Consider the following 18030-nt stretch of genomic DNA (forward strand, 5'->3'; position numbering starts at 1 on the left):
TCCGAGGAGGAGCCGGCGCATGACGCTGACCGTGGCCGAGGCGGGACTCGCGATCGCCGACCCGAAGACCTACGCCGACGACCAGGTCCTGCACGACGCGCTCGCCTTACTCCGCCGCGAATCCCCGGTGCACCTCGTGAAGGCCCCCGACTACAACCCGTTCTGGGCGGTCACCAAGCACGAAGACGTCATGGAGATCGAGCGCAACCACCAGATCTTCCTGAACGCGCCGCGCCCGATCCTCGCCACCGCCGAATTCGACATACTGAACCGGCAGCGGGCCGAGCAGGGAATCGCACTCCGGACGCTCGTCCACATGGACGACCCCGACCACCGCGTCATCCGCGCGATCGGCGCGGACTGGTTCCGTCCGCGTGCCATGCGGGCGCTCGAACCCCGCATCAAGGAACTGGCGAAACGGTACGTCGACCGGATGGTCGACCTCGGCGGCGAATGCGACTTCGCGCAGGACGTCGCCATCTATTTCCCGCTCTACGTGATCCTGTCGCTGCTCGGCCTGCCCGAGGACGACTTCGACCGCATGCTGACACTCACCCAGCAACTGTTCGGCGGGGACGACGACGAATTCCAGCGCGGCACGACCAACGAGGAGAAGATCCAGGTCCTGCTGGACTTCTTCGCCTACTTCCAAGGGCTGACGGAGGCGCGGCGCGCGAACCCGACCGACGACCTCGCGTCCGCCATCGCCAACGCGCGCGTGGACGGCGAGCCGCTCAACGACTTCGACACGGCGTCCTATTACGTGATAATCGCCTCGGCCGGTCACGACACCACCAGCGCGACGATCGCGGGCGGCCTGCACGCGCTGATCGAGCACCCCGACCAGCTCACCCGCCTCCGCGCGAATCCCGAACTGATGCCGTTCGCCGTGGACGAGATGATCCGCTGGGTCACGCCCGTCAAGGAGTTCATGCGCACCGCGACCGAGGATTACGAACTGCGCGGAGTGACGATCCGGGAGGCCGAATCGGTGCTGCTCTCCTACCCGTCCGCGAACCGGGACGAGGACGTCTTCGACGACCCGTTCCAGTTCGACGTCGGACGCGACCCCAACAAGCACCTGGCGTTCGGGTTCGGCGTCCACTACTGCTTGGGCGCGGCATTGGCGCGGATGGAGGTCCGCGCGTTCTTCGACGAACTGCTGCCCCGCCTCAACTCGATCGAACTGGCCGGGTCGCCGGAGAGCATCGCCACCACATTCGTGGGCGGCCTGAAGCGACTCCCCATCCGCTACAGCCTGTCCTAACGAAGCTCTGCTGTCGCCGGAAGCGGCGGTTCAAACCGGCTTTCCTGAGAGGGTGCCTTCTTATCGGAGGTGTCTTCTTAAGAGACGCGCTCTCTAGCGGACGCGGTGGAGAAGTTCCTCGCCTCGTGCTAGGCGGCGGCAGTTCTCCGCCGCGACCGCGAAATACCGGTCCCATGTCTCATGGGTCAGCCATGCGACATGCGGCATGACGACGACATTCTCGAGCTTCAAAAGCGGATTCCCCGCGTCCACAGGTTCGGTCTCGAAGACGTCGAGTCCGGCGCCGCCGAGGCGTCCCCCCGTCAGTGCCGCCACCAGCGCGGCCTCGTCGATCACCGCGCCGCGAGCGGTGTTCACCACGATCGCGTCGCGCGGCAGCAGCGCCAGCCTTCGCGCGTCGAGCAGGTGATGCGTCTCCTCGGTCAGCGGGACGTGCACCGAAACGATGTCGCTTGCCTGCAGCAGGTCGTCCAGTTCCATCCAGGACGGGTCGCCTGGACGCTGCCGTCGCGACGTGTAGACGACCTTCGCGCCGATCGCCTCCAGCATGCCGCGCAGCAGCGTCGCGATCTCGCCGCCGCCGAGGAGACCGACCGTCCGTCCGGCGAGTTCCCCGCCGACCAGGGCCCGGTCGGCGGGCCAGCCCTCGCCGCGCCGCGTCCGCGCGTCGAACGCGACGACCTTCCGCAGTGCCGCGAGCATCAGCAGCAGGCTCGTCTCCGCGACCGCCTGCGCGTTCCGCCCCGGCATGTTCGCGACGGCGATCCCGCGTTCGGCCGCCGCGTCCAGGTCGATGGTGTTCACCCCGGTGCCGAGCTTCTGGATCAGCCGCAGCTTCGGCGCGCGGTCCATGTCGGCCGCGGTCAGCGGACGCAGCACATGCCAGATGACCTCGGTGTCCGGCAGCAGCTCGGCGAACCGCGCGTCGTCCTGCTCGGAGCAGCTCACGATGTCGAGGTCAGGCTCCTCGTGGTCGGTGTCCTCGTGGTCCGTGTCCCCTTGGTGCGTGTCTCCGTGGTCCGTGTCGTAGTGCAGCAGTACCTGCATCGCGGCCCCTTCCCGTCTATCGTCCTGATCATGACGCATGCGCCGTGGCCCGAACGTCCGATTGTGCAGGCGCCGATGGCAGGTGGGCCGTCCACCCCCCGGCTGGCCGCCGCCGTATCGGACGCGGGCGGCCTCGGCTTCCTCGCCGCCGGGTACAAGACACCGGACGCGATGCTCGCGGACATTGCCGAGACCCGCGCGCTCACCTCCCGGCCTTTCGGGATGAACCTGTTCATGCCGTCTCTGGACGACCCCGACCCGGCCGCCGTCGCCGCCTACCGCGACCGCCTCGCTCCCGAGGCGGAACGGCTCGGCGTCGCGCTGGGCACGCCGCCGTCCGCCGCGCGCGACGACGCCTACGAAGCCAAGGTCGCCGCCCTGCTGGACGACCCGCCCGCGTTCGTGAGCTTCACGTTCGGCTGCCCGTCGCCGCAGGTCATCCGGGCTTTCCGGAACCGCGGCGCGGTCGTGATCGTCACCGTGACGTCCGTGGACGAGGCACTCCGGTCGTCTGGCGCCGACGCGCTGTGCCTCCAGGGCGCCGAGGCCGGGGGACACCGGGGCACCTTCAGTAACACCAGCTCCGACACGCCGCTGCCGCTGCCGCTCCGTGACCTGCTGGCCGCGGTCCGCGCGATGACGCCGCAGCCTCTGCTGGCCGCCGGCGGTCTCGCCACTGCCTCCGACGTTGCGGACGTCCTGGCGTCCGGGGCTTTTGCGGCCCAGTTCGGGACGGCGTTCGTCCGCTGCCCGGAGAGCGGTGCCAGCGACGTGTACAAGGCGGCGCTGGCGGACCCGCGCTTCACGTCCACCGCGATGACCCGCGCCTTCAGTGGACGTCCTGCCCGTGGCCTGGTCAACCGCTTCCTGACCGAGCACACGGCGCACGCACCGGCCGCTTACCCCGATGTCCACTACATGACCGCGCCGCTACGCAAAGCGTCCGCTGCCCAAGGCGACCCGGACGGGATCAACCTGTGGGCAGGAGAGTCCTACCAGTCCACTACTGAAACTCCTGCCGCCCACCTGGTAACCACCCTGACCTCCACTCTGTAGAACTCCTGCCTAAGCGGAGTGGACATTTTTTCGCGTCCTATGGGGTCTGTCGGATGGTTGACTATCCAGAGGGTGAGGAAAATCGAACCTTAATTTGGCGTGAGTTGGAGTGGATGTTCGATAAGTTTGGGGTGTGAGTTCGGTAAGGGTTGATCTCGATGGGGCGTCCACCATGGAATTGGTCGACGCTCTGCTCGCGATCGCCGGCGAACTCGCCGACCGCGACGCTCCCGACTCGCCAGCGGCATGCATGCAACTCGCCGAGAGCCTGGCCAAGGCCGTCGACCAGCAGGAAAGCGCACTGGCCGACCTGATCGGACGGGTGGACGCCTCGGGCGAGACGCGCCGCTGGGGCCTGCCGTCCACCCAGGCCTGGCTGCGGTCGCGGCTGGGCATGCGCGAGTCACGTGCCAGGGAGCGGATCACCTTGGCCCGGCAGCGACACCGCCTGCCCCAGGTGACGAGGCTCCTCGCGGCAGGAGAACTGACCTATGGTTACGCATCTACCGTGGCCGATTCCGTAGCACGGTTGGACGACGTCGATTGCGCGAAGGCCGAGACCCTCCTGCTGGAAATGGTCGACCAGGGCTTCTCCGCTGGAAAAGTGGCCTCCTTCGGCCGTCGCATCCGCGACGTCATCGCCGAACGCGAAGGCACCGAGACGCCTGACGACGACTCGCAGCGCGGATATGAGCAGTCCTGGATCACGACCACGCGCTCGCTGGACGGCGGCCGGTACATCAAGGGTTGGCTGAACGCCGAAGACGCCGCCGTCTGGGACGGCACGCTCGCCCCGCTCGCCAAACCCGCCGGCCCCGACGACCAGCGCGACCTCCCCGAACGCACCGCCGCCGCGTTGACGTCCGTCCTCTCCGGCGGGCAGAAGGCCACCAAGGTCACCGTGATCTGCGATCTCGACACCCTGACCGGTGGACACACGCCGGGCCGCCTGACCGACGGCACGCCGATCCCCGCGGAGCAGGCCCGCCGCATCGCGCTCAGCGCCGGGGTCTCGCCGCTCCTCCTGGGCCGCGGCCATGTCCCGCTCTACCTGGGGCACCGGCAACGCTTCGCCACCGCCGGACAACGTCAAACCCTGGAAACCCTCTACCCGACATGCGCGGTCCAGGGGTGCGAGGTACCCGGCATTCTCTGCGAAGTCGATCACGTCAAGGGCTGGACTCTCGGCCGCAGCCCCACCGATATCGACCAGCTCGCCCTCTGCTGCGGATGGCACAACCGCTTCAAACACGCCAACGCCGAACAGATGCACATATCCCGGGACTCCACGGGACGCTACGTCTACCGCGTCCTTCCTCCACCGAGCCGTACCGCCGCCCCACCAACCGACTACCCCCGAGCCGCCTAGGACGCGCTCTGTCCGGTAAAGGGGTCGCGGACGCCATGCTGTTGCCCCGTGACCCCCCGCCCGGCCGCTTCGCGATCTTGGATTTGGACGACTGGCTGCTCGCCGCCGACGAGCGCGGCGAGCACGGTCGACCGGCTGGCCGCACATCGTGGCGCTCGTTGTGGTGGGCGGGAAACGGGGGGGGGGGGGGCTTCGGTGCGGTGCCGTGCGGGCTCGTGAGCTGGGCCGCTCTTCCTGTTGGAGACCATCGAAGATGCGATCGCGTTGTTGCGGGCCGTCCAGGAAGAGGAAGGTTCGGTGGAGCCTACGGTTGAGGATGGGCTCTCCACCTAGGCCGGGATCGGGTGGACGACCATCCTGATCAGTGGGCCGACGCCGGCGATCTACGTGCTCGTCCATTGGCCGACGTGATCTCTACGCGGTGAAATGCGAAAGGTCTTCCCGGCGTCGCGCGGCACGGTTACTCTGCTACTGGCGTCCATGCCGGTTATGCGCCTTGCGCCTGGGAGGGTCCCGTTCGCGGGACTTGTTTGGCTCTGCGCCGGCTCCTCTGTCCCGCTTCGCTGAGGAGTCCCGTGAAACTCAAGCACAAGCGCGTCAACGTCAGACGCGGCCGACGGTCCGCGGCCGCCGCGGCGTTGGCGTCGGCCGGTGCGGCGCTGGTGCTGTCGGCCGGCGCCGTGGTCGCGCTCTCCGCCCCGTCGTCCGCCCAGTCCCCGTCCCTGGTCGCGTGTACCTTCCCGGCCTGGGCCGAGGGCACCAGCTACACGGCCGGCTCAAAGGTCGTCTACACCGGCCACGGCTACCAGGCCTCCGTCGCCCACACCGCCTACGCGGGCGCCAACTGGAACCCCGCGTCCACCCCCACGCTCTGGCGCGACCTCGGTGCCTGCGACGGAACCACGCCGCCGACCGACCCGCCCACGGACCCCCCGACGGACCCGCCGACCACCCCGCCGAAGGGGAGCGAGACCTGCGCGACGAAGGGCAAGCCGGCGGGCAAGGTGCTGCAGGGCTACTGGGAGAACTGGGACGGCGCGTCCAACGGCGTCCACCCGCCGTTCGGATGGAGCCCGATCGAAAACCCCGTGTTCAAGCAACACGGCTACAACGTGTACAACGCGGCGTTCCCCGTCATCAACTCTGACGGCACCGTCCTCTGGGAGGACGGCATGGACAACACCGTGAAGGTCGCCACGCCCGAGCAGATGTGCGCCGCCAAGGAGGCGGGCGCCACCATCCTGATGTCGATCGGCGGCGCGACCGCGGGCATCGACCTCAACTCCTCCAGCGTCGCGGACAAGTTCGTCTCGACGATCGTGCCGATCCTGAAGAAGTACAACTTCGACGGCATCGACATCGACATCGAGACGGGACTGACGGCCAGCAGCAGCATCACGCAGCTGTCCGCGTCGCAGTCCAACCTGATCCGCATCATCGACGGCGTGCTCGGCCAGATGCCCGCGAACTTCGGGCTCACGATGGCTCCCGAGACCGCGTACGTGACCGGCGGCAGCGTGACGTACGGCTCCATCTGGGGCGCGTACCTGCCGATCGTCAAGAAGTACGCGGACAACGGCCGCCTGTGGTGGCTGAACATGCAGTACTACAACGGCAGCATGTACGGCTGCCACGGTGACTCCTACTCCGCCGCGACCGTCGAGGGCTTCGTCAAGCAGACCCAGTGCCTCAACGACGGCCTCGTCATCCAGGGCACCACGATCAAGGTCCCGTACGACAAGCAGGCACCGGGCCTTCCCGCCCAGCCGGGCGCCGGTGGCGGCTACATGTCGCCCGGCCTCGTCGGCCAGGCCTGGAACTCGTTCAACGGCCAACTGAAGGGCCTCATGACCTGGTCCATGAACTGGGACGGGTCGAGGAACTGGACGTTCGGCGACAACGTCCGCAGCCTTCAGGGCCGCTGACGGTTCCCGGCCACATCGACGGGCCCGGCGGGATCACCCGCCGGGCCCGTCCCGCGCCGTCCCTGGCTCGCCCTGTCCAGCTCGGCTCGCCTCTTGGCTGGCCTTCCCCACCCGGCTTGTTTCCTGCTCAGCTCGTCTCCCGCTGCCCCATCCCCGCACGGCTCGTAAACTGCCTGAGCCAGCCGCCACTCTGTCGAGCCTTTCGCCTTCTGGCTCTTCCTGTGCTCTCGGCTTGCCCTGGGCTCGGTCTGTCCTCTGTGCGCCAGGATCTCTGGTCGGCTTGGGCCCCTGACCTGCCCGGTCTGTCTTCTGTGCGGCTTGTTTCCCTGGATAATTCGTCTGTGTCCGGCTCGTCTCTTTGGTGGGGAGCGGGCTTGACCTTGACGCCGGTGTGAAGGGATAGCTTCGGAGGCGGCCACGGAAGGAGGGGCGATGCGGATCGGGGAACTGGCCGCACGGGCCGGTGTGAGCACCCGCACCCTGCGCTACTACGAGGAGCAGGGCCTGCTCCCGGCGCGCCGCGCGGCCAACGGGTACCGGCAGTACGAGGAGTCCGACGTCCGGCTCGTCGCGGAGATCCGCGCGTTGCTGGCGAACGGATTCACGCTGGACGACGCCCGGCCGTTCGTCGACTGCCTGCGGGCCGGGCACGACGACGGCGCGTCCTGTCCCGAGTCGGTGGCGGTGTACCGGCGCAGGCTCGCCGAACTCGACGCCGAGATCCGCGCCCTGACGAGGCGGCGCGCCGAGATGGCGGGCCGGCTGACGCGGGCCTGCCCGGGGTGCGTCCTGTCCCCGGGTTTCGCGAACGACCGGGAGACCACCGATGCTCACGCTCACGACGGCGAACTTCGACGACCGCGTACTCCGCGCAGACAAGCCGGTACTGGTCGAATTCTGGGCGGACTGGTGTCCTCCCTGCAAGATGATCGCGCCGATCCTTGAGCAGATCGAGGCGGAGCACGGCGACCGGCTGACGGTCGCGAAGCTGAACGGCGACGAGCATCCGGAGATCGTGTCGCGGTACGGCGTGCTCGGCTTCCCGACGCTCAACCTGTTCCGGGACGGGAAGGTCGTCCAGCAGATCGTCGGCGCGAAGCCCAAGCGGCGACTGCTCGCCGACCTCGACGGCCTGTTCTGACCCCGTCAGCGATTCCTCCAGACGGACGTTCCCGCAGGTCGGACGGCCCGTTCCCGACAGTTGGACGACCTCTGGCGAACCGCTGACCTCTGACGAACCGACGATCCGTGATGCGCCGCTGACTCGTGATGCGGCGATGCCTCGTGATGCGGCGACGGGTTCTGGCGCGGCGGACGAATTCTCGTTTTTGGGCCTGGCCCCGGGACGGGGAGGAGTCTGCCTCCACCCAGACGGCTCGGAGGTCGCGGGATCTCAGCAACACCGAGTCGCGGACGACTATCAGCCGGGGCAGGCGGTCTGGGGCTGGTGCGTCAGGATTCCCAGCGGTCGCCGGTGAGGCGTTCGTAGACCTCGACGTAGCGGGCCCGGGTGGCGTCCACGACGTCCTGCGGGATGGGTGGGCCGGGCGGGGTGCGGTCCCAGTCGAGGCCGCCGCTCCAGTCGCGGACGTACTGCTTGTCCAGCGAGTGTTGCGGGCCTCCCGGCTTCCACTGGTCGGCGGGCCAGAACCGCGACGAGTCGGGGGTCAGGACCTCGTCGCCGAGCACGAGCGTCCCATCGGCGGCACGGCCGAATTCGAGCTTCGTGTCGGCGATGACGATGCCGCGTTCGGCGGCGAGGGCCGCGCCGCGCCGGTAGACGTCGAGGGTGGCGTCCTTGAGGCGGGCGGCGGTGTCCGCGCCGATTTCACGGACGACGTCGTCGTAGGTGATGAACTCGTCGTGCCCCACGGTCGCCTTGGTGGTCGGCGTGAAGATCGGCTCGGGGAGCCGGGACGCCTCGACCAGACCGTCCGGCAGCGGAACGCCGGAGACGGCGCCGCCCTTCTCGTACTCCTTGAGGCCGAGCCCGGCGAGGTAGCCGCGTGCGATCCATTCGACGGGGAGCATGGTGAGGCGCTGGCAGCGGATCGCGCGCCCTCGCCATTCGTCCGGGACGTCCGTCGCGGACACGACATGGTTCGGGACGATGTCCGCGAGCTGCTCGAACCACCACAGGGAGAGCTGGGTGAGGATCTTCCCCTTGTCGGGGATCGGCGTCGGCAGGACGACGTCGTACACGCTCACCCGGTCGGTCGCGACGAGGATCAGCTCGTCGCCGTCCGCGTAGACGTCCCTGACCTTGCCCGAGTGGACCAGCTCCATGGCGCTCCTCACCTCTACATGCCGGAATGGAGTCTCGCACAGCTCTCGTCAGCCATTGCGATCAGGCTTCCCCACACAGTCTGTCCTCCCGACGCGCGGTCTGGCTTCCCGCAGGGTCTGGTTTCTCATCGCGCCGTCTGGCTTCCCCGGACGGTCTTGCTTCGCCCTGCGTCCTCTGGTTTCCCACCCGTGCCCTCTGGATTCCCTAGGCGCTGCTCTGCCTGCATGTGCCCGGGTGGGAGTCATGTGCGCGGGCTGCTTGGCTCGTGGACGGCTCGTCCGTGTGAGGCTCGGCTTGCCGCCGGGTCAGGGTTCTATGTGTACGCGGATGGATTTGACCGTCGGGTCGGCGGCGTCTGGGATCAGCATTCCGGCGTCGACGCCTGTCCGTAGGTACTCGATGACGGAGGCGTTGATCCGTTCGCCCGGCAGGACGGCGGGGATGCCGGGCGGGTACGGGGTGAGCATCTCGGCGCAGATCCGTCCGACCGCCTCGGCGGCCGGGACCTGCTCGGCGTCCCCGAAGAAGGCCTCGCGGGGCGGCCGGACGAGTTCGAGGCGCAGTTCCTCAGGGGACGGGACGGCGACCCTGGCAGGCCCGCCGCCACCCGCTCCGTCCGTGGTGCTCTCCACGTGCTTGCGTAGGTCGCGGAGGGCGGTGAGCAGCGGCGCGACGGTGTCCTCGTCGTCGGCGAAGGTGAGCTGGGCGCTGATCCTGCGATGGTCGGCCAGGTGGAGGTTGATCCGGTGGTGCTCGCGCAGCCAGTCGGCGGCCCAGTAGCCAGTAGTGCCGAGCTCGGCGATGTCGATGACGACGGGCAGCGGATCGAGGTCGTGAGCACGGCCTGGCCCGGTGAACTCGTCCCGCCCCTGGACGACGAAGCCGGGAATGCCCGAGATCTCATCCCGAACACGTTCGGCCAGGTCCAGCGCGTTCTGGAGCAGGTCGCGGCCATGCTCGACCATCTGCCTGCGCCATCCGTCCAGCCCCGCGTAGATCAGCACGGACGGGCTGGTGGTGCCGAGCAGGTCCTCGCGGGCCTTCAACTCGGTCGGGTGGACGAGGTCGCCCTGCTGGTGGAACACCGAGCCCTGCTCCAGCCCGGCGCCCATCTTGTGGACGCTCGTCACGCACACGTCGGCGCCCGCGTCCATCGCCCAGGTCGGCAGGCCGGGATGGAACGGCAGGTGCGCGCCCCATGCCTCGTCCACGATCAGCGGGCGGCCGCGCTCGTGGCAGACCGCGGCGATCGCAACGAGGTCGGCGGTCCCCCCGTACGGGGTGGGGCTGGTGACGAGGGCGCCGCGCGCCTCAGGGTGCTCGTCCAGCCGGGCGGCGAACGCCTCGGCGGGCGGCGGGTGCGCGAGATGCCGGTCGGGATCCCAGCGCGGTTCCACCCAGATCGGCCGGACACCCGACAGGATCAGCCCCGACACCACGGACTTGTGCGCGTCCCTGGCGATCACCAGCTCCTCTCCGGGACCGGCGACGGCCAGCATCGCGCTCTTCACCGACAGGCTGCTCCCGCAGGTGGAGAAGAACGTCTGCTCGGCGTGGACGGCGTCCGCCATCAGCTCCTGCGCGTGCTCCAGGACGCCGTGGCCGGACGTGCGGTCGTCCAACCCGGAGATCGCGAGGACGTCCGAGTGGAACACGGCGTCGCCCAGCACCTCCCGGACGCGCGGGTCCGCGCCTCGGCCCTGCTTGTGGCCGGGCGGCGTGAACGGGAGCTGTCCTTCCCGGTGGAAGGCGGCGAGGGCTTCGAGGACGGGGGCACGCGAATGGTCCATGCATCGGCGTGTTCCCAAGCCGCCCGGGATGTAACGGACGCGGAACGGGCAGGGAATGAGTCAGGAACGAAGGCGGAACGCGCGGCAAGGCGCAGGAAAAGCAGCAAAGCGCATGGAAAGCGGCAAAGCGCAGGGAAGGTGCACGGCACGGGAGGGGAGTGGGAGCGACGGGTTGCGGGTAGAGCGGGTTGATACGGGCGACAGGGAGTTTGTCCAATGAACGATCGCATTCCGGTCGACACGGAGCTGGCCTGGGAGGACTTCCACCGGCTCGTCAACATGACGTCCGACGAACTGCGGAACTGGCTGCTCACGGACGCGTCAGGGGAGGAGGCGTTCCCGGAGCCGGGCCCCGGCCCGGGCGTGTCCGAGTTGGGCGCCCGCGTGGTGGACATCCTGCGCAAGCGCAAGGTCGACCTGACCGACAGCGACACCGACGTGATGCGCCGCGTCGTCGACTATGTGGAGGACAGGCTGGACGACCCGCCCCGCGAAGGGCTGCGGGACGACGCCTGGCGGCACGCGCTGATGACGGTGGGCCACGACCCGCTGCGTCCTGAGCCGTCCCGCGCGTAGCGGCATGCCGGTCATGCCCGACCCGCGGCCGAGCGGGTGATCGAGCTCTCCCCTGGGCAGGGGATCGAGCAGGTCGGTGAACTGCTCCTCGCGATGGTCCTGTCCGCGGCCATCGGGTTGGAGCGGGGGCTGCGCAACAAGAGCGCCGGGCTCCGCACGCATACCCTCGTCGGTGTCGGCGCGGCGCTGTTCATGCTGGTCAGCAAGTACGGGTTCGAGGGCGCGCCGGGGCCGGTGTCGTTCGATCCGTCCCGGGTGGCGGCGCAGATCGTGTCCGGGATCGGGTTCATCGGCGGCGGACTGATCTTCGTCCGGCGGGACGCGGTGCGCGGCCTGACCACGGCGGCGGTCGTGTGGGTGACGGCCGCGGTCGGGATGGCGGCGGGCGGCGGACTGCCCGTCCTCGCGGTCACGGTCACGGCCCTGCATTTCCTCGTCGTGTACGGGCTGAGCGCGGCGACGCGGAGGCTGCCGCTCGACCGGTTCCGTCCGCTGGGACGGGCACGGATACGGCTCGTCTACCGGGACGGCAAGGGCGCCCTGCGCCGAGCCCTCATGGAGTGCACGCAGCGGGAGTTCGTCGTGATCGAGCTGAACGTCGAGCGCGAGTACCTGCCGGACGACTCCGACCGCGGCCGAGACGAGCGCCGAGACAGACGCGAGGAGGACCGGCGACGTCCCGGCACCGCGGTGGTGACCCTCGTCGTCGAGGGCACCGGATCCGTCCCGGAACTGACCGCGAGCCTAGGCGAACTGCCGGACATCCTCGGCGTCACGATCGGCTCCGACCAGGACGACAACGAGTGACCGGTCAACAGTGCCGAGCCAACGAGCGACCCAGCCGACGAGCAACCGCGGCCGACGAAACGACCCAGCCGAACGAGCGAAACAACCCAACCAGAGCGCAGCGCAACGCCTCGAACGACGAGTGACCTGGCAACAACCAGCCCTTCACCGAGCCCTCCGGACGACCAGCGCCTTGGTTGACGATCGGCTTGGACGACGAGGGCCCGCCTTCCCGGCGGGCCCTGCGCCAGGTGAGGTTCTGGCGTGCTGGGTGGAGTCTTGACCTAGGACTCCTTCTGATGGGTGCGCATGAAGTCGGTGAGGCGCGGGATGTCGGCGTCGTCCAAGACGATCCCGAAGTCTTTCGCCAGGACGTCGGGCAGGTCGTCAACGCCGTGTGCATAGCGCTTCACGGGGCCGTCCGGGTAGGTGACCGACTCGTTCGTCCCGTCCAGGACGTAGAGGGCGTCGCCAGTGAACTTCTGCACGAACGGACGGGTCGTGAACGGCGAGTGCGGACTCGTCGAGACGAAGTAGTTGAACAACTCGAAGTCGATCCGGAAGACCTCGTTCATCGCGAACGTGTGGCGCTGGACCCAGCCGTCCGGGCCCCGCTGGTGCAGTTCCCAGCCGACGGTGTTCGGACTCCATGCGCTGACCGTGCGGCCCTGTTGGAGGCGGAAACCCCAGCCGTCCTGGTCGACCTCCTCGCCGTCGAGGAACCGCAGCGGCTCCAGCGGTCCGGACCCGAAGCCGACGTCGCAGAGCCAGGCGGGCTCGTCCCGCGGCTGTCCCGGCGGTCGGACGTGCAGCAGCGCATGCGTCGACGGAAGGATCTTGCGCGCCCCGAGCGTGACCCGTCCGGCGAGCGCGATCACCTCGTAGCCGAGCCGCTCCAGCACGGCCGCGAACAGCCGGGTGTGCTCGAAGCAGTAGCCGCCGCGTGGCCGTCCGACGAGCTTCGCCTGGATGGCGTCGAGCGCCAGGTCCACCGGCCGCCCGAGCATGACCTCCAGGTTCTCGAACGGGATGGACGTGGTGTGCGCACGGTGCAGGGCGCACAACGTCGCGACGGTCGGGGCGACGTCTCCGTCGTACCCGACCCGCTCCAGGTAGGCGGACAGGTCGACAAGATCGCCCTGCCATCCGTAGCCGAGATCCTCGCTCATACCCGTCCCCTCGCCCTCATGCCCGTCCTGTCACACATGCCCACCCCTTCGCCACCCGCCGCGTGCAGGCACCGTCCGCCATGCCGGTGCACCGCCCCGCCGTAAACCGCCCACCCGCCGTACACCGCCCGCCGGGGGCAGGGACCGCCCGTCGTGCACCGCCAGCCGCACCCTCGCACCACCCGTCGTGCACCGCCGCAGGCCCATGCACCGCCCGCAGTGCCCATGCAGCGCGCGTCGCACGCCATGCACCGGGTGCACGGCGGACGGCCCGCGCCTATCGTGCGCCGTGTGGTCACGTTTGCGACAACGTTTGACTTGCCCCAGATCGTCCCAGATCAGTGGGCGGGAAGGCGGAGGACGAAGCGGGCCCCGCGGGGGCTGTCGAGGATTTGGAGCGTGCCGCCGTAGATCTCGGCGATCTCGCGGGCGATGGGCAGGCCGAGGCCGGTGCCCTGCGGGTCACGCTCCCGGGACTCGGGGAGGCGGGCGAACCGCTCGAACACGCGCTCGCGCGACTCTTCGGGGATGCCGTCGCCGTCGTCGAGCACTTCGAGTACGGCGTCGTCGCCGTCCCGCGCGACGGTCACGTCGACGCGCCCGACCGCGTGCCGTTCGGCGTTGCTGAGCAGGTTGCCGAGCACCCGGGACAGCCGCACCGGGTTCGCCAGGACGACGACGTCCGGCTCCAGCCGCGTCACGACCGGCACGCGCGGTGTCCGCCGGTCGACCTCCCGGCAGACGAGCCCGGCGAGGTCGACCGGCTCCACCGGGACGGGCGAGCGTGCGTCGAGCCGGGACAGTTCCAGCAGGTCGGAGACGATGTCGTTGAGCCGTCCCGCGTCGCGCAGTGCCGCGCGGACGGCGGGCTTCCAGTCGTGGTCGGCGGGCTCGTCCAGCAGAACTTCCAGCCGCGTCTGCAACCCGGCGATGGGATTGCGCAGGTCGTGCGAGGCGTCCGAGACGAACCGGCGCTCCCGGTCCGTGGCCTCCTGCAACCGGGCGAGCGTCGAGTTGACGGTCTCGGCGAGCGACCGGACCTCGCCGCCGGTCTCCGGGACGGGCACCCGGTGGTCGAGACCCCGCGCGCTGAAGTCGGCCATCTCCGCCCGGATCCCGTCGATCGGGACGAACACCCGCCCGATCGTGTGCCACGTCCACCACGTGATCAGGACGAGCAGCCCCGCCATCACCACCGCGATCACGGTCGGCAGCACCCACACGCTCAGCGTGTCGGGCAGCGGCGCCGCCGCGATGACCAGAACACCCTCACCCCACGGCGACGTTCGCAGCCGGACGCCGAAGACCCACACGCACTCGTCGAGGAACCCGGGACAGTCGCGGTGGTCGACGAGCATCCTGCCGTTCCGCGCGTCCGCGGCGGCGAGCGCCGGACGCCCGCGCAGCGCCTCGCTCGACGCACGAACCCGCCCGTCCGGCCCGACGACCTGGATCATCCGTGTCTCGTCCGGCTGGGGGACGAGGGCACCCGCTCCGTGACCTCGGGCGATGTCCGTCACGACCCGTTCGACGGTCTCCTCGGACTCCCGCAGGACCCGGTTCAGCACGTAGTCCCGCCCGAGCAGCATCAGCAGGACGAACACCAGCGCGAGGATCAGCGCCGACACCGCGGCGGTGATGACCGTCGCGCGTCCGCGCGCCGAATGGAGCAGGCGTGCCCGCCACCCGACGTCACGTTCCCGCTCCGCCGTCCGCACAGCCGACTCCCCGGATCCGAAACGGTTGGATACTCAGCGTGACTATCCGTCACTCAGGGTAGGTTATGGTCGCGTGTCCGCGTGCGGAACGTGCGGTGCGATCAGGCGGAACGGTCGATTGGAACGTGAACGGAACGCGGGCCTCCGGCCGTACTGCGAGGTGACGGGCGACTTTCCGGACGCGAAGGGAGCCGTCGCGATGGGTGCCGAGGACGTGGTGCGGATGGCCGGCCGGGTGACCGAGGCCGCCCGGTCGGGCGAAGCGGCCCGGGCGGTCGAGGCGGTCCGGGTGGGCGAGGCGGGCCGGGCTCCCCGGCACGCCCGGCGTCGGGGAGGCGGTGCGGTGGGCGAGTCGCGGGACCCCACGGTGATCGGCGAGGTCACCCTGCCCGGGACGCGACGGGCGGTCGGCCACGCGCGGAACTTCGTCCGGGACCTGGTCCTGGGCAAGAACACAGGCGGCCAGGACGGCGATGGCCAAGCCGACATCGCCCAAGACGCCTCCGACCAGAGCGAGGTCGATCACGGCGACGTCGACGAGACCATCTTGGACGACATCGTCATGGTGGTGAGCGAGACGGTCGCGAACGCGATCACGCATACGGCGTCCGGGCTGGACGGAGGCAGGGTGACGGTCGTCCTCGCCGCCGGAGACGGCCGGTACCGGCTGGAGGTCGGCGACGACGGCGCGGCCGACGGAAAACCCCACGTGAAGGACGAGATCGGCGCCGAAACGGGCCGCGGCATGCGAATCGTGGATGCCCTCGCGTCCCGCTGGGGCGTCCGAGCCGAGGGCCCACGAACCGTCGTCTGGGCAGAGTTCCCGGCCCCGTCCACAAAGCCCAGCACCCCAGACTGACCCCCCAACAACCGCGTTGCACGCCACGTTGGACGGGGCGCTGGACATCGCGCTGGATACAAGCTTGGGCACCGCGCTGCACAGCACTGGGAACGCCGCGACAGACGCCGCGGTGGTCGTGGCGGTAGACGCCGAGATGGGCGGGCGCAGTGGACGCCGTGATGGACGGGGCCGTAATGGGGTGCGCGGTGGATGGGCGAGGTGAACAAGCGCGTGATGGGCGTGCGTGTTGGCGTACGCGGTGGGGCGTGCGTGGTGAGGCCGCAATGGACGTGCGCGTGATGAGCGTGCAGGTAATGGGTGTGCGGGCGGTGGCGGGCGCTGTGGACGCGTGGTGGATTGCCACGTTGTAGGGGCGCGTTGCGATGGGCGTATGGAGGAAGGAGGTGGTGAAGGGCGCGGTGGCTGATGCGTGGACGCTCGGTGGAGGACGAGAGAGGTGGCGTGATGTGTGGGATGTATGGCGTTGACGCCATCTTTGGTGAAGGGCCAGCCTGGGAGGCATGCGCGTCGCGTTCGTGATCTATGACGGGTTCCAGGTGCTGGACCTGGCCGGGCCGCACGAGGTGTTCAACGCGGCCGGGCGGTACGAAAGCCTGGTCGCCGCGCCGGACGCGGGGCCGGTGCGGTCGTCCGGAGGGCTGCCCGTGCACGCCGATCACGCCCTCCGCGACCTCGACCCCGCCCTCGACCTCGGCGACATCGACACGCTGGTCGTCGCGGGCGGCCCCGGCGTGGATGCGGCACGCGCGGACCCGGCGCTCGTCGGCTGGCTCACAGTGGCGGCCGGACGAGTGCGACGGGTCGCCTCGGTATGCAGCGGCGCGCTGCTGCTCGCCGAGACCGGACTGCTGGACGGCCGCCGCGTCACCACCCACTGGGCACGCGAACGTCAGCTCAGGCGCGAGTACCCGGCGCTGGACGTCGACTGCGACCCGATCTTCGTCCGGGACGGGCGGTTCTGGACGTCCGCCGGAGTCACCGCCGGGATGGACCTGGCCCTCGCCCTGGTCGAGGACGACCACGGCCGCGACGCGGCCCACGCCGTGGCCCGCGAGCTGGTGTTGTTCCTGCGCAGGCCGGGCAGTCAGTCGCAGTTCAGCGTCCCGCTGTGGTCGGCGCAGCCCGCGACGGACCCGGTGCGGGCGGCGGTGTCGTCCGTCCAGGCCGATCCAGGGGCTAGGCACACCATCGTTGACCTGGCCGGACGGTCCGGGCTGAGCGCGCGGCACCTGCAACGCCGGTTCACGGCGGAGATGGGTGTCCCACCCGCCGCCTACGTCGAGCGGGTGCGGGTCGAGGCTGCGCGCCGGGCACTCGCTGAGGACGACGAGCCGGTCGAGACGCTGGCCCGACGGCTCGGCTTCGGGACGGCGGAGACACTGCGCCGAGCGTTCCACCGGCATGTGGGAGCCGCGCCGTCCGACTACCGAGCCCGCTTCCGAGGCACACGTCTCCCCACCGACCGCCTCCCAGAGGACCCTCCCCTCGACGGCCCTCCCGCCAGCGACCGTCTTCACAGCGGCTATCTCGCTGGGGACAGCCTCGCCGACGTCTCCGGATGAAGGCAGCATTCCGCCATATCAGGTGATGATCTTCGCTTATCGGCATAATCACCCGGATGGCGATGTCGCTTCCGGTGCGGTTCCGCAGTGACGGGGTGCGGGTGGCCGTGGAGACCGATCCGCTGCACGCCCCTCTGCGCGACTTCCTTATCAACGACCTGGGTGAAGACGTCGCCGCGATCGTCCACGCCCAGGGACGGCTGCGCGGCGCCCCCGCCGAGCCCTGGCAGGAGCACTACCGCTACCACCGCCTCGACTTCGACGGGACGATCGTCCACGTGCGGGACATCGGCGGGTGGGCGTCCTGCGACCTCGACCCGACCATCCTGCGCCAGTGCCTGGACGAGTACCTCCAGGAGGTCGGCACCCTGCAAAACCGCCGCAGCCTCGAACGCGCCGTCACCCAGCCGCCGCCAAACAAACCGTCCCTGAACAGGCCAGCCCCGAACGAGCCGCCGACGCAGGGACCACCACCTAGCAGAACACCCTGGGACGGTGCAGCGACACACCGGCCGCCGCCCAACGAGCCGCCACTCCACGGGCCCACGCTCAACGAACCCACGCCGGACGGATCAACGCCGAGCAGGCCGATGCTGGACGGGTCCACACCAGGCGG

The 18030-nt window shown here is 69.7% G+C and carries 15 protein-coding genes; 10 read left to right on the forward strand and 5 right to left on the reverse strand.

Annotated elements, in window-relative coordinates; translation table 11 throughout:
• Positions 1 to 19 precede the first annotated feature (19 nt).
• A complete protein-coding gene (locus FXF68_RS23295) occupies positions 20 to 1267 on the forward strand; it encodes a cytochrome P450 (RefSeq protein ID WP_148762639.1) in 1248 nt (415 codons plus the stop codon).
• 93 nt (positions 1268 to 1360) lie between these two features.
• Here the strand turns inward: FXF68_RS23295 and FXF68_RS23300 are convergent, their stop codons facing one another.
• A complete protein-coding gene (locus tag FXF68_RS23300; protein WP_148762641.1) occupies positions 1361 to 2314 on the reverse strand; it encodes a 2-hydroxyacid dehydrogenase in 954 nt (317 codons plus the stop codon).
• Positions 2315 to 2344: 30 nt separating this feature from the next.
• Between FXF68_RS23300 and FXF68_RS23305 the strand changes: the two genes are divergently transcribed.
• From FXF68_RS23305 to trxA, 5 genes are all read left to right on the forward strand, one after another.
• A complete protein-coding gene (locus tag FXF68_RS23305; RefSeq protein ID WP_148762643.1) occupies positions 2345 to 3370 on the forward strand; it encodes a nitronate monooxygenase in 1026 nt (341 codons plus the stop codon).
• 172 nt (positions 3371 to 3542) lie between these two features.
• Positions 3543 to 4739 carry an HNH endonuclease signature motif containing protein gene (locus FXF68_RS23310; protein WP_148762645.1) on the forward strand — a complete coding sequence of 399 codons (1197 nt, stop codon included), beginning with the start codon at positions 3543 to 3545 and terminating at the stop codon, positions 4737 to 4739.
• A 575-nt stretch (positions 4740 to 5314) separates the two neighbouring features.
• Positions 5315 to 6664 carry a carbohydrate-binding protein gene (locus FXF68_RS23315; protein ID WP_246178902.1) on the forward strand — a complete coding sequence of 450 codons (1350 nt, stop codon included), beginning with the start codon at positions 5315 to 5317 and terminating at the stop codon, positions 6662 to 6664.
• 432 nt (positions 6665 to 7096) lie between these two features.
• The gene (locus tag FXF68_RS44005; protein ID WP_148762647.1) at positions 7097 to 7609 is read left to right on the forward strand and encodes a MerR family transcriptional regulator; all 513 of its coding nucleotides are present in this window, start codon (positions 7097 to 7099) and stop codon (positions 7607 to 7609) included.
• Complete coding sequence (gene trxA, locus FXF68_RS23325) at positions 7491 to 7805, forward strand: thioredoxin (protein WP_148762650.1); 315 nt, start codon at positions 7491 to 7493, stop codon at positions 7803 to 7805. Before FXF68_RS44005 ends, trxA begins: the two co-directional genes overlap by 119 nt.
• A gap of 311 nt (positions 7806 to 8116) precedes the next feature.
• Here the strand turns inward: trxA and FXF68_RS23330 are convergent, their stop codons facing one another.
• Together FXF68_RS23330 and FXF68_RS23335 are read right to left on the reverse strand one after the other, a co-directional pair.
• Positions 8117 to 8950, reverse strand: a complete 834-nt coding sequence (locus tag FXF68_RS23330; protein WP_148762652.1) for a phosphoribosylaminoimidazolesuccinocarboxamide synthase — start codon at positions 8948 to 8950, stop codon at positions 8117 to 8119.
• Between the two features lie 306 nt (positions 8951 to 9256).
• Positions 9257 to 10741 carry an aminotransferase class I/II-fold pyridoxal phosphate-dependent enzyme gene (locus FXF68_RS23335; protein ID WP_148762654.1) on the reverse strand — a complete coding sequence of 495 codons (1485 nt, stop codon included), beginning with the start codon at positions 10739 to 10741 and terminating at the stop codon, positions 9257 to 9259.
• Between the two features lie 216 nt (positions 10742 to 10957).
• Here FXF68_RS23335 and FXF68_RS23340 point away from each other — a divergent pair, with 216 nt between their 5' ends.
• Both FXF68_RS23340 and FXF68_RS23345 read left to right on the forward strand, forming a co-directional pair.
• Positions 10958 to 11317: a DUF3140 domain-containing protein gene (locus FXF68_RS23340; RefSeq protein WP_148762656.1), complete on the forward strand. Its 360-nt coding sequence runs from the start codon at positions 10958 to 10960 to the stop codon at positions 11315 to 11317.
• A 36-nt stretch (positions 11318 to 11353) separates the two neighbouring features.
• Positions 11354 to 12124 (forward strand): MgtC/SapB family protein, encoded by a 771-nt coding sequence (locus FXF68_RS23345; protein WP_246178903.1) that lies wholly within the window; start codon positions 11354 to 11356, stop codon positions 12122 to 12124.
• Positions 12125 to 12387: 263 nt separating this feature from the next.
• On the opposite strand, the gene FXF68_RS23350 is transcribed toward FXF68_RS23345, so the two are convergent.
• Together FXF68_RS23350 and FXF68_RS23355 are read right to left on the reverse strand one after the other, a co-directional pair.
• Positions 12388 to 13272, reverse strand: a complete 885-nt coding sequence (locus tag FXF68_RS23350; RefSeq protein ID WP_148762658.1) for an arylamine N-acetyltransferase family protein — start codon at positions 13270 to 13272, stop codon at positions 12388 to 12390.
• 338 nt (positions 13273 to 13610) lie between these two features.
• A complete protein-coding gene (locus FXF68_RS23355) occupies positions 13611 to 14990 on the reverse strand; it encodes a sensor histidine kinase (protein WP_246178904.1) in 1380 nt (459 codons plus the stop codon).
• Positions 14991 to 15108: 118 nt separating this feature from the next.
• Between FXF68_RS23355 and FXF68_RS23360 the strand changes: the two genes are divergently transcribed.
• A complete protein-coding gene (locus FXF68_RS23360; protein WP_148762661.1) occupies positions 15109 to 15849 on the forward strand; it encodes an ATP-binding protein in 741 nt (246 codons plus the stop codon).
• A gap of 494 nt (positions 15850 to 16343) precedes the next feature.
• On the forward strand, positions 16344 to 17414 hold the full coding sequence (locus FXF68_RS23365) for a GlxA family transcriptional regulator (protein WP_148762663.1): 1071 nt from the start codon (positions 16344 to 16346) through the stop codon (positions 17412 to 17414).
• The last annotated feature ends 616 nt before the right edge of the window (positions 17415 to 18030 follow it).

Origin of the sequence: Actinomadura decatromicini, assembly GCF_008121305.1 — a bacterium.
In the GTDB taxonomy this organism is placed as follows: domain Bacteria; phylum Actinomycetota; class Actinomycetes; order Streptosporangiales; family Streptosporangiaceae; genus Spirillospora; species Spirillospora syzygii.

Bases quoted from the DNA above. Each gene is read 5' to 3' on its own strand.
- FXF68_RS23310 (WP_148762645.1), top strand. From the start codon at position 3,543: ATGGAATTGGTCGACGCTCTGCTCGCGATCGCCGGCGAACTCGCCGAC.
- FXF68_RS23305 (WP_148762643.1), top strand. From the start codon at position 2,345: ATGACGCATGCGCCGTGGCCCGAACGTCCGATTGTGCAGGCGCCGATG.
- FXF68_RS23335 (WP_148762654.1), bottom strand. From the start codon at position 10,741: ATGGACCATTCGCGTGCCCCCGTCCTCGAAGCCCTCGCCGCCTTCCAC.
- FXF68_RS23295 (WP_148762639.1), top strand. From the start codon at position 20: ATGACGCTGACCGTGGCCGAGGCGGGACTCGCGATCGCCGACCCGAAG.
- FXF68_RS23340 (WP_148762656.1), top strand. From the start codon at position 10,958: ATGAACGATCGCATTCCGGTCGACACGGAGCTGGCCTGGGAGGACTTC.
- trxA (WP_148762650.1), top strand. From the start codon at position 7,491: ATGCTCACGCTCACGACGGCGAACTTCGACGACCGCGTACTCCGCGCA.
- FXF68_RS23300 (WP_148762641.1), bottom strand. From the start codon at position 2,314: ATGCAGGTACTGCTGCACTACGACACGGACCACGGAGACACGCACCAA.
- FXF68_RS44005 (WP_148762647.1), top strand. From the start codon at position 7,097: ATGCGGATCGGGGAACTGGCCGCACGGGCCGGTGTGAGCACCCGCACC.
- FXF68_RS23330 (WP_148762652.1), bottom strand. From the start codon at position 8,950: ATGGAGCTGGTCCACTCGGGCAAGGTCAGGGACGTCTACGCGGACGGC.
- FXF68_RS23350 (WP_148762658.1), bottom strand. From the start codon at position 13,272: ATGAGCGAGGATCTCGGCTACGGATGGCAGGGCGATCTTGTCGACCTG.